15 protein-coding genes are annotated in these 13,085 nt (G+C 42.3%); 5 read left to right on the top strand and 10 right to left on the bottom strand.

Going from position 1 to position 13,085, the window contains the following annotated elements:
* Window positions 1–104 precede the first annotated feature (104 nt).
* Genes FPL27_RS16865 through FPL27_RS16855 form a run of 3 tightly spaced genes read left to right on the top strand, consistent with a single transcriptional unit; the run spans window position 105 to window position 3,908 of the window.
* A complete protein-coding gene (locus FPL27_RS16865) occupies window positions 105–1,658 on the top strand; it encodes a glycerol-3-phosphate dehydrogenase/oxidase (protein ID WP_143962401.1) in 1,554 nt (517 codons plus the stop codon).
* Window positions 1,659–1,663: 5 nt separating this feature from the next.
* Window positions 1,664–3,166 (top strand): glycerol kinase GlpK, encoded by a 1,503-nt coding sequence (gene glpK / locus FPL27_RS16860; protein WP_143962400.1) that lies wholly within the window; start codon window positions 1,664–1,666, stop codon window positions 3,164–3,166.
* 1 nt (window position 3,167) lies between these two features.
* Complete coding sequence (locus FPL27_RS16855) at window positions 3,168–3,908, top strand: MIP/aquaporin family protein (RefSeq protein ID WP_143962399.1); 741 nt, start codon at window positions 3,168–3,170, stop codon at window positions 3,906–3,908.
* A 75-nt stretch (window positions 3,909–3,983) separates the two neighbouring features.
* On the opposite strand, the gene atpC is transcribed toward FPL27_RS16855, so the two are convergent.
* The 3 genes from atpC to FPL27_RS16840 all read right to left on the bottom strand — a co-directional run bounded on the left by atpC (window position 3,984) and on the right by FPL27_RS16840 (window position 6,423).
* The gene (gene atpC, locus FPL27_RS16850; protein WP_143962398.1) at window positions 3,984–4,214 is read right to left on the bottom strand and encodes an ATP synthase F1 subunit epsilon; all 231 of its coding nucleotides are present in this window, start codon (window positions 4,212–4,214) and stop codon (window positions 3,984–3,986) included.
* A 39-nt stretch (window positions 4,215–4,253) separates the two neighbouring features.
* Complete coding sequence (gene atpD, locus FPL27_RS16845) at window positions 4,254–5,759, bottom strand: F0F1 ATP synthase subunit beta (RefSeq protein WP_143962397.1); 1,506 nt, start codon at window positions 5,757–5,759, stop codon at window positions 4,254–4,256.
* 178 nt (window positions 5,760–5,937) lie between these two features.
* Window positions 5,938–6,423: a C40 family peptidase gene (locus tag FPL27_RS16840; protein ID WP_143962396.1), complete on the bottom strand. Its 486-nt coding sequence runs from the start codon at window positions 6,421–6,423 to the stop codon at window positions 5,938–5,940.
* A gap of 187 nt (window positions 6,424–6,610) precedes the next feature.
* Between FPL27_RS16840 and FPL27_RS16835 the strand changes: the two genes are divergently transcribed.
* A complete protein-coding gene (locus FPL27_RS16835) occupies window positions 6,611–7,570 on the top strand; it encodes a tetratricopeptide repeat protein (protein ID WP_143962395.1) in 960 nt (319 codons plus the stop codon).
* Window positions 7,563–7,808 carry a hypothetical protein gene (locus FPL27_RS16830; protein ID WP_143962394.1) on the top strand — a complete coding sequence of 82 codons (246 nt, stop codon included), beginning with the start codon at window positions 7,563–7,565 and terminating at the stop codon, window positions 7,806–7,808. The genes FPL27_RS16835 and FPL27_RS16830 overlap by 8 nt, the downstream gene beginning before the upstream one ends.
* Here the strand turns inward: FPL27_RS16830 and coaE are convergent.
* From coaE to FPL27_RS16795, 7 genes are all read right to left on the bottom strand, one after another.
* Window positions 7,805–8,401 carry a dephospho-CoA kinase gene (gene coaE / locus FPL27_RS16825; protein WP_185974406.1) on the bottom strand — a complete coding sequence of 199 codons (597 nt, stop codon included), beginning with the start codon at window positions 8,399–8,401 and terminating at the stop codon, window positions 7,805–7,807. The two genes, FPL27_RS16830 and coaE, sit on opposite strands and share 4 nt — an antisense overlap.
* On the bottom strand, window positions 8,388–9,362 hold the full coding sequence (locus FPL27_RS16820; protein WP_235893489.1) for a YbbR-like domain-containing protein: 975 nt from the start codon (window positions 9,360–9,362) through the stop codon (window positions 8,388–8,390). Before FPL27_RS16820 ends, coaE begins: the two co-directional genes overlap by 14 nt.
* Window positions 9,363–9,367: 5 nt before the next feature.
* Window positions 9,368–9,682, bottom strand: coding sequence for a preprotein translocase subunit YajC (yajC, locus tag FPL27_RS16815; RefSeq protein WP_143962392.1), 315 nt, complete (start codon window positions 9,680–9,682; stop codon window positions 9,368–9,370).
* Between the two features lie 2 nt (window positions 9,683–9,684).
* The gene (locus tag FPL27_RS16810) at window positions 9,685–10,227 is read right to left on the bottom strand and encodes a DUF1573 domain-containing protein (protein ID WP_143962391.1); all 543 of its coding nucleotides are present in this window, start codon (window positions 10,225–10,227) and stop codon (window positions 9,685–9,687) included.
* A 14-nt stretch (window positions 10,228–10,241) separates the two neighbouring features.
* On the bottom strand, window positions 10,242–10,544 hold the full coding sequence (locus tag FPL27_RS16805; RefSeq protein WP_143962390.1) for a YtxH domain-containing protein: 303 nt from the start codon (window positions 10,542–10,544) through the stop codon (window positions 10,242–10,244).
* Window positions 10,545–10,554: 10 nt separating this feature from the next.
* Window positions 10,555–11,739 carry a transcription antitermination factor NusB gene (nusB, locus tag FPL27_RS16800; RefSeq protein ID WP_143962389.1) on the bottom strand — a complete coding sequence of 395 codons (1,185 nt, stop codon included), beginning with the start codon at window positions 11,737–11,739 and terminating at the stop codon, window positions 10,555–10,557.
* Between the two features lie 133 nt (window positions 11,740–11,872).
* The gene (locus tag FPL27_RS16795; RefSeq protein ID WP_143962388.1) at window positions 11,873–12,973 is read right to left on the bottom strand and encodes a Glu/Leu/Phe/Val family dehydrogenase; all 1,101 of its coding nucleotides are present in this window, start codon (window positions 12,971–12,973) and stop codon (window positions 11,873–11,875) included.
* Between the last annotated feature and the right edge of the window lie 112 nt (window positions 12,974–13,085).

Below are 13,085 nucleotides of genomic sequence, written 5' to 3'. Positions count from 1 at the left end.
ATAATTAAAACTTGAGAGAGCCGAGACCAATTAGTCTCGGCTTTTTTATTTATTGGAAAAATCAGCTTTTTTGCTCAAATTAGGATTATATCACCAAATTTTTTATGCATAGAGTTAATAATGTTCAACGTTTAATTTCTGAGAAGTGGGATTTGATCGTCATCGGTGGAGGTGCGTCTGGGCTAGGTGTAGCTTTGGACGCCTTAAGCAGGGGGATGAAGGTGGCTTTAATAGAGAAATCTGATTTTGCCAAAGGTACTTCCAGTAGAAGTACCAAATTGATCCATGGAGGGGTTAGGTATTTGGCCCAGGGAAATCTTGCCTTGGTACGCGAAGCTCTGCTTGAACGTGGTTATCTTATCAAACAAGCCCCACACTTGGTCGAGGCACAACCTTTTATCATTCCTATTTACTCTCTGTGGCATCAGGTTAAATATTGGCTTGGACTTAAGGTTTATGACCTTTTAGCGGGAGGTAAAAATATTGGTTCGTCCTCCCTTTTAAGTAAAGAGGAGGTTTTTAAACGATTTCCGCAACTCAAGAAGAAAAATCTACGCGCAGGGATTGAATATTTTGATGGGCAGTTTGATGACGCCCGTTTGGCTATTGCCTTAGTTAGGACTTGTGATGAGCTTGGGGGCTGCTCAGCCAATTATGTGAAGGTTGATAAATTGCTGAAGAATTCCCAAGGGAAGGTTATTGGAGTAGGGTGTAAAGATGAAATATCAGGAGAACACTTTAAGATCAAAGGGAGTGTGGTAGTCAATGCAACGGGCGTTTTTGCCGATAAAATCATGAAGCTGGACTCTCCTGAAATGAAAAAATCTATCCGCCCGAGTCAGGGGATTCATTTGATATTGGAGAAAAGATTTTTTGAAGGAGATAGCGCTTTGATGATCCCTCAAACTACAGACGGGAGGGTTTTATTTATTGTTCCCTGGCATGGCAAGCTGATGTTGGGAACTACAGATACTTTGCGTAAGCGAGTAAAATTGGAACCTGTTGCCTTAAAAAAAGAGATTCAATTTGTATTAAAAAATGCTGGGAAATATTTAAATCAGAAGCCGACGCTTCAGGATGTCAGGTCTGTGTTTGCAGGGCTTCGTCCATTAGCCGCTCCCAAAGAAGGAATGACAAAGACTAAAGAGATTTCAAGAAGTCACAAAATTACCGTTTCTGATAGTGGGCTGATAACACTTGTAGGAGGGAAATGGACCACTTTTCGAAAAATGGGAGAAGATACCGTCGACAAAGTTCAAAAGGTACTAGGTCTCAAGATAAAGTCCAATTCCGCAAATCTTAAATTGTTTGGTTATCAAGATCAATTACCTAATTCTACTTTTTCAATGTATGGGAGTGAGGAGACTGATTTTTTAAGGCTTTTAGAAGAAGGTTCTGATTTTAAGCAGAAACTTCACCCAGAATACCCTTACATCCAGGGGCAGGTAGCTTGGGCCGTTAGAAAGGAAATGGCTCACCATATTGAAGATTTCCTTTCACGGAGAATCAGGATTTTGGTGTTAGATGCCAAAGTTGCAGTAGAGATGGCCCCGAAGGTAGCGGCGATAATGGCTAAAGAGCTGGGTAAAAATGAGGAGTGGATTGAGTCCGAATTGAAAAGTTTTGAGAAGCTTGCGAAAAAATACATCTTGAATTGATTTTTATGGAAGGAAAAGAAACTTATATCCTTGCTTTGGATCAGGGCACCACGAGTTCCAGAGCTATACTTTTTAACCGAGCTGGTGAAATTGTGACGGTAGCTCAGAGGGAATTCAAGCAATATTTCCCAAAGCCCGGATGGGTGGAGCATGATGCAAAAGAGATTTGGACGAGTCAGGCGACAGTGGCTATGGAAGCTTTGACTAAGTCGGGTGTCACTCCTTCTCAAATAGCCGGAATCGGAATCACCAATCAAAGAGAAACTACCGTGGTGTGGGATAAGAACACGGGGCAACCTATAAACAAAGCTATTGTATGGCAGGATCGACGTACCGCTGAGTATTGCAGTACACTTTTAAAAGCAGGTAAAGGTGCACTGATTAATGAAAAAACAGGCTTAATTATCGACTCCTACTTTTCTGCGACAAAGGTTAATTGGATTTTAAATAATGTTGAGGGGGCTAGGGAGAAGGCCCAAGCTGGGGAATTGTGTTTCGGTACCATTGATAGCTGGTTAATTTACAACCTTACCAGTGGCAACCAGCATCTTACTGATATCACCAATGCCAGCAGAACAATGCTCTTTAATATCAAGGAAGAAATATGGGATGAGGAGCTTCTGGAGTTATTTGACATTCCCATCTCAATGTTGCCAGAGGTCAAAAGTTCAAGTGAGGTATATTGTACCACAGCTGGGGATGTTTTTTCTGCCAAAATTCCAATTGCGGGAATTGCCGGGGATCAACAAGCCGCACTTTTCGGGCAGTTATGTCTTAAGGATGGAATGGTCAAGACCACATATGGTACGGGATGCTTTATGGTGATGAATGTTGGGGAAAAACCGGTTTTTTCTACAAACAAACTTTTGACCACGGTAGCCTGGAAAATCAACGGTAAGGTAACATATGCTTTAGAAGGAAGTGTTTTTATTGGTGGTGCAGCCATTCAATGGCTAAGAGACGAATTGGAATTATTTAAAACAGCAGAGGATAGTGAAACTCTCGCCAGCCAACTTGAGGATAATGAAGGGGTTTACTTTGTGCCAGCATTAACCGGCCTGGGTGCGCCTCATTGGGATGCGAAGGCCCGAGGAGCATTCTTTGGAATCACGAGAGGTACTGGAAAGGCACATTTTGCCCGAGCGGCTTTAGAGGCCATAGCTTATCAGGTTAAGGATGTTTTGGCTTCCATGGAAAAGGATCGTGGGGAGACAACCAAGGAAATGAGGGTGGACGGTGGGGCTACGGCCAATGATTTTTTGATGCAGTTTCAGGCTGATTTGGTTAGGTGTACCATATTGAGACCTGCGGTGTTGGAAACAACAGCACTTGGAGCGGCATACTTGGCCGGACTGGCAGTGGGGTTTTGGAAGGATACTACTGAACTAGAAAGCCTGTGGAATAGTGACTCTAGGTTTGAGCCCGAGATGACAGTAGAAAAAGCAGAATCCCTATTAAACTATTGGCATAAAGCCGTGAAAAGAGCTTCCCATTGGATAGAAGATTGATATGAACGTTTACGTTGCTGAATTTATAGGTACGGCCTTACTGATTATAATGGGATCCGGGGTAGTAGCTAATGTGGTTTTGAAAGATACTAAGGGGTATCAGAGTGGTTGGATGGTAATTACTACGGCTTGGGCATTGGGCGTGTTTATCGGTGTGGTGGTGGCTGGCCCATATAGTGGGGCTCATCTCAATCCAGCCGTTTCATTGGCCCTGGCTTTGACTGGGGACTTCGATTGGGCTATGGTGCCAGGGTACGTTGTCAGTCAGTTTTTTGGAGCAGCTGTTGGGTCGTTTGGGGCATGGTTGGTATATAAGGATCATTTTGACCGTACTCCAGACCCAAGTCTTAAGTTTGCTCCATTTGGAACCGTAGCGGCAATAAGAAATTATGCGTCTAATTTTATTTCCGAGGTTACCGGGACTTTCGTTTTAATTATTGTCATCCTTCACATCACCCACCCAATGATAGGGGATGAAACTGGTACTCCGATTGGGCTAGGATCTATAGGGGCGCTTCCGGTAGCTTTTTTGGTTTGGGTGATTGGCTTGGCTTTAGGAGGAACAACGGGTTACGCCATCAATCCGGCAAGAGATTTAGGACCTCGACTTGTCCACGAGATTCTACCTATAAAGGGGAAAGGGAGCAGCGATTGGGCTTACAGTTGGGTGCCAATTCTCGGTCCGCTTGTTGGGTCTGCATTGGCTGCTGGTCTTTACCTCGTGTTGACAGGCCTAGAATAAAAAGAAACAAAAAAAGCGGAGATTAACTCTCCGCTTTTTTAAAGTGTATTGTAATAATGTTTATGCCACTACCTTTTAGGCTAGAAGGATAATGTTGTTTTCTTTGACTTCTACAACACCACCGTCAACTTCCAAGGTTTGTCTTCCCTCGGCCGTAGTGAAGGCCACTATGCCTTTGGAAAGGGCAGAAACAAGAGGGGCGTGGTTCTGTAATACCTGAAACGCACCATTAGCTCCTGGGAAGCTAGCTTCTGATACTTCACCCTGAAATACTTTCTTATCCGGTGTAATGATTTCTAAACGCATATTGGTATAATTTGAAATGCAAAGGCCTGAGCATTAAAATTAATTATTTACTTCAGCAAGCATTTTCTCGCCTTTGGCAATTGCATCCTCGATGCTACCTACCAAGTTGAAGGCTGCTTCAGGAAGGTGATCAAGTTCTCCGTCCATGATCATGTTAAAGCCTTTGATAGTATCCTTGATATCAACAAGAACACCTTTTAAGCCTGTAAACTGCTCAGCTACGTGGAATGGTTGAGAAAGGAATCTCTGCACTCTTCTAGCTCTGTGTACCACAAGTTTATCCTCTTCAGAAAGTTCTTCCATACCAAGGATTGCAATGATATCCTGAAGTTCCTTGTATCTCTGAAGGATTTCTTTCACTCGCTGCGCGCAGTCGTAGTGTTCGTCACCCAATATTTCTGGAGAAAGGATTCTTGAAGTAGAATCCAAAGGATCCACAGCTGGATAGATTCCAAGTTCTGCAATCTTTCTTGAAAGTACGGTAGTAGCATCCAAGTGGGCAAAAGTAGTAGCTGGAGCCGGGTCAGTCAAATCATCCGCAGGTACGTAAACGGCCTGTACAGATGTAATGGATCCGTTTTTCGTAGAGGTAATTCTCTCCTGCATGGCACCCATTTCAGTAGCAAGGGTTGGTTGGTAACCTACCGCTGATGGCATACGACCTAGAAGGGCGGATACCTCAGAACCTGCCTGAGTAAATCGGAAGATATTATCGATAAAGAAAAGTATATCTTTTCCAGCACCGTCCCCTTCACCATCTCTATAATATTCAGCCAAAGTCAATCCAGTCAAGGCTACACGAGCACGTGCCCCAGGAGGCTCGTTCATTTGACCAAAGACGAAGGTTGCTTTAGAATCTTCTAGTTTCTTTAGATCTACTTTTGAAAGGTCCCATCCGCCTTCATTTTCCAATGAATGCACGAAGTCGTCACCGTAAGTTACGATGCCTGACTCGATCATCTCTCTCAAAAGGTCATTTCCCTCACGGGTTCTTTCCCCAACACCTGCAAATACAGAAAGACCTGAATATGCCTTAGCGATGTTGTTGATCAATTCCTGGATCAATACGGTCTTACCTACACCGGCACCACCGAAAAGACCGATCTTACCACCTTTTGCATAAGGCTCGATCAAGTCAATTACTTTGATACCAGTAAACAATACCTCTGAAGAAGTGGAAAGGTCTTCAAATTTAGGAGCACTTCTGTGAATAGGTAATCTGTTAGCAGACTCCGGCTGTGGAAGACCATCGATGGCTTCACCGATCACGTTGAAAAGTCTTCCTTTGATGCCTTCTCCGGTGGGAACAGAAATCGGGGCGCCCAAATTAGTCACCACCATACCTCTAACCATACCTTCGGAAGAATCCATTGCAATAGTCCTAACTCTGTCTTCACCTAGGTGTTGCTGAACTTCCAATACTACTCTCTGTCCGTTCTCCTTGGTGATTTCCAATGCATCCAGGATGTTAGGTAATTCCCCTCCTTCGAAGGAAACGTCCACTACGGGACCGATTACCTGGGTTATCTTACCATTATTCGCCATTTGTATATCTTAATGTGAAAGGGAAATATGCTTTTTTATTCGAGTGCAAAATTAATTAATAAACCTTAATACCAAAGGATGTTTTGAATTTAAATACACATCGAATTGAATTTTTATTTCCATAAGCCACTTTAAGCCATTTGACTGATACTAATGGCATTTATTTTAGCATTTATTGCTAAAATACCCTTCTTCCTACTACAAATTTTTTGGACCAGTAACTTGAATTGATGGCATCTTCGGTCACCCCCAAGGAGGTGGAGGCGTGAATAAACTGAATATTCCCCCGATGGCTCGAGGTGACTATGCCTGCATGGGTAACTTTTCTTCTTTTTTTGCCCGTCGCAAAGAATACCACGTCTCCTTTCTTAAGGCTTTGTGAAGTTACCCTCTTGCCAATCTTGCTTTGGGCTTCTGAGGTCCGCGGTAGACTCACTCCTACGCTTGAAAAAGAATGCAGAAGCAATGCTGAACAGTCCATTCCTGAACGGGTGGTACCGCCAAATCGGTAGGGTGTGCCATGAAAGGATTTGGCTGTGTTTACTACTTGATCAATGTTTTGTTTCCGAATCTTGCGGCTGGAAGAACATGAACTGGAAAGAAGAAGGATAAGGACTAAAAATAGTAACTGAAATTTAGGTGTGTTTGAAATAAATCTTCTCATACTCTTACTCTAATCAGGTTATTTTTTCAATAATAACAAGTAAAAATCCTAGTAGCAAGATTCAAGCTACTTTAAATGTGACACGAAAAAAAGTAAACTTAGGTTGGGCTAATGATTTTATTTAAATTAGGTCTAGAATTTGTCCTTCCCGACATGGTTTGATTTCCACTATAAACGATACTATTTTATGCTTGCAAATATTTTACTTGGAGGAATGATTAGCTTTTGTGTTTCCTTCCCAACAGATGATCTGGCGCTTGTCCAAAAAAAGCAGGATGTCCAAGGAGTGTTTCAAGGAATGAGCCTACTTGGAGATTCGCTTTTCACCATGGTGGATTCAGCGGCTCTTGAAAAACAGTTAAAAGACCTTTCAGAGGCAGAGAGGCAATATCAGGAGGATAGCACGTTGTATAATCTCATATGGGTGGGTCGTCGCGAGGCGTACCTTGGAAGGCATGATTTAGCTATTCAGACTTTCACCAAAGCCTCAGAAAAGTTTCCTCAGAGTTATGAGGCTTTGAGGCACCGTGGGCATCGTTATATTTCCATAAGAGAATTTGAAAAAGCTGTAGCAGATTTAAATGAAGCATCCAAATTGATGGAAGGTGAGGAAATACAGATAGAGGAGGATGGGATCCCCAACAAGCTGAACAAGCCACTTTCATCTGTTCAATTCAATATTTGGTATCATCTCGGATTGGCGCATTACCTGATGAATGATTACGACAAGGCTTTGCTTGCCTACCAGAAATGTATGGAAGTGAGTGTAAACGATGACTTGAAAGTTGCCACCCTAGATTGGTATTATATGACATTGATGAAGCTAGGGCGAGAATCTGAGGCAAATGAGCTTTTAGATCATGTCCATGCAGATATGGAAATTATTGAAAACGACGCCTATCATACTCGGCTTATGATGTACAAAGGCCAAGTAGATGAAGATGATTTGATTTCCGGAGATCTAAATTCTGATCAAGGGAAACTACAATACGTCACCCAGGGTTATGGTTTAGGTAATCACTATTTGAGACAAGGGCAGGTTCAGGAAGCAACTGAGACTTTTATGAGGGTAATGAAAACCAATTATTGGTCAGCCTTTGGATACATAGCATCCGAAATGGAATTAGCGAAATTGAAAAATGAGTAGAGACGATTTTAAAGCGTTACCATTGCAGAAAAAGATACAGATCCTGTATGCGGATGGGCTATTTGTAGTAGCCATCCGCTATTACGGGTATAAAATTAATCTTTACCTTCTTGGAGACGATTATATTGAAGTTTTTTATAATCACAAACTTGATAGGATTGAAAGGATAGAATATCTAAACAGATCCCACACCCGCATGAAGTTTTACCTTGATCAGATTCAACTAGATACCATTTAGCCTATAAGTTTATGGTGGATTTCCAATACTTGTGGAATCACCATCTTGTTTTCGGTATTTTTTATCACAAAATCAGCCAGTTTATTTTTCTCCTCATCCGGAAGTTGTCTGTCGATGATTTCGTTGATCTGAGTCTCCGACCTTTGGTCTCTCAATAAAATCCTGCTTATGCGAAGTTTGATAGGGGAGCTTACGTTGATGATTTTGTCAAGTTCTTTGTACGAACCGGTCTCAAAAAGTAAGGCGGCCTCCTTAAGTACATAAGGTGTGTTTTGCATTTCAGCCCATTTATCAAAGTCGAGTTTGACAGCAGGGTGTACCAATGAGTTAATTTTTTTGGTGGCTTCAGGATCTCCAAATACCACTTCGGCAAGATAAGCGCGGTTGAGCGTCCCATCCGGCAAAAAGCTCTCCTCACCAAAAGTATCGACTAAATTTTTTTTGAGGTCCGGATCATTGCTCATAAGCCATTTGGCCCTGTCGTCAGCATAATAAACGGGCGTACCGAGTAAACTAAAAAACTTTGCAACAATAGATTTTCCAGAGCCAATTCCCCCTGTAAGTCCGACTAAAAGTGGTTTATTCTTGATCACTATTGTACTTTAATTTTAAGGAGTTAGGCTCAAAGCTAATATTTTCGAGGTAGGGTGGCCTTCTGTTCAATTGGACATTCACCGAACTGTCTTGCCTGTTTCTATTAATATAATTAAGGATGCCCTCCAGTTCTGCCTCTTTCAAGTCATTTATGTTTCTTTCGTCTACCAGATAGGTCATGATCACTGATGTGATGTCAGACTCAATGTCCACCCTGTCAGGGAAATTTACCTTTTTCAGCCTTAACCTTTTATTACCTTCCAAGAATTCCACCACCTCAAACTCCACCAAAATATTATCCTCTTGTAATGTAAGGAATTCAGAAAGCTCCTTGGGAACCTTGATGGGCAGTAGCTTGGAGTAATTCTTATTGATCTTTTCATCTTCTAGCTTTACAGAGAAGCTGCCGCCTAATCGTTGAAGTACTGAGGTAGGGCCTTTCAGAGTCACAAATTCCGGATCGACTTTGATAGGGGAGGCCAATCGAATGTTTTTCCCAAGCGTAGCCGATGTGGTGTCGACTTGGACCTTGATCTTTCTGGTGACTACATTATCAATATTGATTTTCAGGGAGTCGGTAAGAATGGACGTGAGTTGGCTAGGTAGGAGCTTATCTGAAAGTTCCCGCTGTATATTACGGGTCAGAATGAACTCCTGTCGAGAGGGGTCGACCAGTTCAATGTTGAAAGGGGGGACATTGACCCGGAAGTATTTACGTATAAGGTCCCAGCCATTGCCATGGATTTCCACTCTGACTTTGGAAGGAAGCTCTTCGACGGCCATGTACTCTTGGCGGTCGTAAAAGAACTCGATAGGATAATCCACTACAGTGTAGTAACTATCCTTGTTCAAAGCGTTTAAAACCCAAAAAGTGGTGGCCGTCAAAACACATAGGGCCACCACTTTTAGGTTAGAAGTCTTTTGTTCTTTTAACCTTTTTAAATACTTCTTAAAGTCCAATCTTCTTATTTTTTAACGTCTGTTTTTTTGGTGAAGTCATGCGAAATAGCCGATTTTTCAACCTTAAGTTTCATTCCGCGATCCACTTCGAGGATGAAAGTGTCAGTATCTACAGTATGAACTCTACCGTGAAGACCTCCTATCGTTACCACTTCATCACCTTTTTTGATAGACTCCATGAATGTTTTGGCGTCTTTAGCTTTTTTTTGCTGAGGCCTGATCATGAAGAAATAAAAGATCAAACCGATAAGCGCCAGGAAGACGATGTTTTCGATACCGAAACCACCGCCGCCTGCTTGTAATAAAATGGAATTTGTCATGATTATTTTCTAACCGGGCCCATGGCCGGTGCAGCTGAAGCTGAATTTTTGCTGTTTACGTTTCCTTTAAGTCTAAGTCTAGTTACCGCTGGCTGAGTGTTGGCCGTAATGGATACCGTAGGGCTCTGTATACCAGATTTGGCTTTAGAGTCAAACACCACCTTTACAAAACCTTCTTCTCCTGGCTTGATTGGCGTTTTAGTCCAGTCAGGGCTTGTGCAACCGCAAGAGGCTTGAATGTTAGAAATCACCAATGGCGCTTCACCCGTGTTGGTAAATGTAAAGTTGTGTTCGATAACTTTACCTTCCTCAATGGTGCCAAAGTCATGCTCGATCTCAGGAAACTGGAAAGCTCCCAGAGTAGATGGATCAGCTGTTTTTACTGATTGGGCATTGCTTGGTACATTTGGCTGGCCTTGCTCCATCTGGGCAATGCGTTGCTCTAGGGCTTGAATTCTTTCATCCTTCTCGCTACCACCTGAATCGCAGCCAAAAGTCAAAATAGATCCTGCTATTAATAATGCAGGAAGACTTAGGTACTTCATAGATTGATTGTTTATTAATGTTCGCCTTTATTAATCTGCTCGATCAATTTGTTTACATCGTTTAGTAAATTCTCAGCTTTAGTTTTGGCCTCAGAAATCACTTTATTTCCTTCATTTTTAGCTTCGTTGAGTGGCATGTTTTTGCCATCCACCAAATCTTTCACAAGTTCTTCCAACTCGTCCTTGTAGTGGCTCAACTGATAAGTAAGCTTGTCACGGGTGTTGCCCCCTGAGTCTGGTGCAAACAAAACACCTAATGCGGCACCTACTCCGGTACCCAAAACGAAAGCTAAAAGAGAACTGCTGTTTTTGCTCATGGTTAAATGTTTATTTGTTGTCTAAAAGGCCCCGCCCGCTTTTGCGGATTCTGCCTGCATCTGTGAGCTCCTTGGACAATACATCCAAGAGTCCATTCACAAATTGCTTGCTCTTTGGGGTACTGTATGTTTTGGAAATGTCAATATACTCATTAATGGTCACTTTTACAGGGATACTCGGAAAATTCATCATTTCTGTAAGGGCCATCGACAAGATAATCTTGTCTGTAGAGGCCACCCGCTCGATGTCCCAGTTTTTCGTTTTTTCAGAGATCAACTCCCGGTTGTCCTCATCATTTTCGATAGTCAAATTAAATATATTTTGGAAAAATTCCTTGTCCTCCTCCCAATTTATGGCCAATTCGGGCAACTCATAATTCTCCATTTCGGGAGTTTCCTCCAAGTTTTTCAGAACCTTAGCAGCCAAGCTTTTGACAACTGCCTTATTCTCTGACCAGTTAAGGTCCTTTTCTGAGAAAAAGTTCAAGATAGCCTCATTTTTGAAAATTATCTTTTTAAGGATATGGTTGAGGATGTCATTGTCTTCTTTGATCGTAGGCTCAAGAATTCCCATGTAGGTTTGATACTCTGGAGAAGGCTTCACGTATTCACGGAACCATTCCTTGATCTCTTGCTCAAGGTCCTCAATGTTCACGTCCTGCCTTGTCAATTCATTTTGATATTGAGGGGCAGATTTAAGGGTTTTGAGGATTTTATTGTTAGCCAAATTTAACTCGCCCGCGTGTGCAGAGATCGCCTCACCGGAAAGTTTCCTTTTTCTGGCATATTCGTTTCGCACGTGGTCACCAAATGCGATGAGCATCTCTATGGCATATAGGTAAAGTTGGGGGATGTTTTCAGCCGAAGTGATCATGTTCTTTTCCATGAATTCCAAGTCCTTATCGTTGGCCTTGTGAAACTGATTGATCGCTTGGATGGCTGTGGATTTGATCTTGGCGTTATGTTCAGTGGCCGAGATTAGTTTGTGATTGTTCAGGTTTTTAAGGAAAAGTTCAATGGTAGTAGCAGCATCTTTTTTGAGCTGAGCCTTGTCTTGCACTTCCATACTATTCAAATCCGGCTGGAAAGCATTTCGTATGAAATCTTTGGCCAGATTCAGATTGGAAGTTCTACACTGTTCGTAAGAGTAGAGGTTTTGAAAGGCCTTTACCCGTAAAATTCTCCTGTTTAGCATTGCCCTGAATTAAAGAACGTAAATTATTAATGTGTTTATAAAAAGAATAGTATGTAAAGGAGGAAATCCAAGCGGATTTCCTCCTCCAAAGCTTAATCAATAAGGAAACGAAAATGTTCCCTTCTGATATGTATTAATGAGATAATTTAACTTTACCCATAGCCTGGATTCTGTTCCAAGCCATTTCGATAGCTGCCTGTTGGGCAGGTATGTTTTCTTTTTCTGATTTGTCCAAGATGGAGATACAAGTATCATATATCTTGTCAGCTTGCTGGTAAGCCAGGTCCCTGTTGTATCCACCAAGGTATTCAGCGTACACATTGATAAGTCCTCCGGCGTTGATTAGGAAGTCAGGAGCATAGATGATGCCTTTTTCCAAAAGTAATTTTCCATGCTTTTCTTCGTCTTTCAACTGGTTGTTGGCAGCACCGGCGATGACCTGGCATTTCAATCTGTCGATTGTCTCGTCATTGACAGTGGCACCCAAAGCGCAAGGAGCGTAGATGTCCATGTCGATGTCGTAGATGAATTTTGGATCTACCACAGTGGCTCCAGTATCCTTGGCTACCACTTGAAGTTTGTCTTCAAAGATGTCAGTGATAAATACTTCAGCACCTTCTTTTATCAGGTGATTAACTAGGTATTTTCCTACTTGGCCGATGCCTTGTACGGCAACTTTCTTACCTTGTAAGGAATCCGTTCCGTAAGCTTTTTTTGCTGCAGCTTTCATGCCCAGGTAAGTACCGTAAGCAGTTACCGGAGATGGGTCGCCACCGCCACCTTTCACATCTGGAAGGCCGGTTACATGTTTGGTTTCCATGGCGATGTACTCCATGTCCTGAGTACCCATGTTTACGTCTTCGGCAGTAATATACTTTCCGCCTAAGCTTTGAACAAATCTCCCGAATCTTCTCAAGAAGGCCTCTGATTTTAATTTCGGATCACCGATAATGACAGCCTTACCACCGCCAAGATTTAGACCAGAGATGGCCGCCTTGAAGGTCATACCTCTTGATAGTCTCAATACGTCGGTAATGGCCTCTTCCTCGGAAGCATAATTCCACATCCTTGTACCTCCCAATGCTGGGCCTAATACAGTGTTGTGAATACCGATGATTGCTTTTAAGCCGGTAGGCTCATCGTAACAGATCACCAACTGCTCGTGACCTAAAGCGGTGATTTGCCCGTAAATAGCTCCCTCCCTTACTGTTTCCTGAGTTTTAGTATCTACCATTGTGAACTTTGAAGTTTAGATTGTGTTATATTTGGGTTTAATGCGTGACTTTGCTCCACAAAATTAAATATTTTTGTTCGGCTTTGCTAGCGCAATTAAAAGAGTATTCTAG

This window comes from Litoribacter populi, from assembly GCF_007483685.1.
Classification (GTDB): Bacteria; Bacteroidota; Bacteroidia; order Cytophagales; family Cyclobacteriaceae; genus Litoribacter; species Litoribacter populi.
The sequence above is the reverse complement of the archived record's forward strand: the minus strand, read 5'-3'. Positions and strand labels throughout refer to the sequence as shown.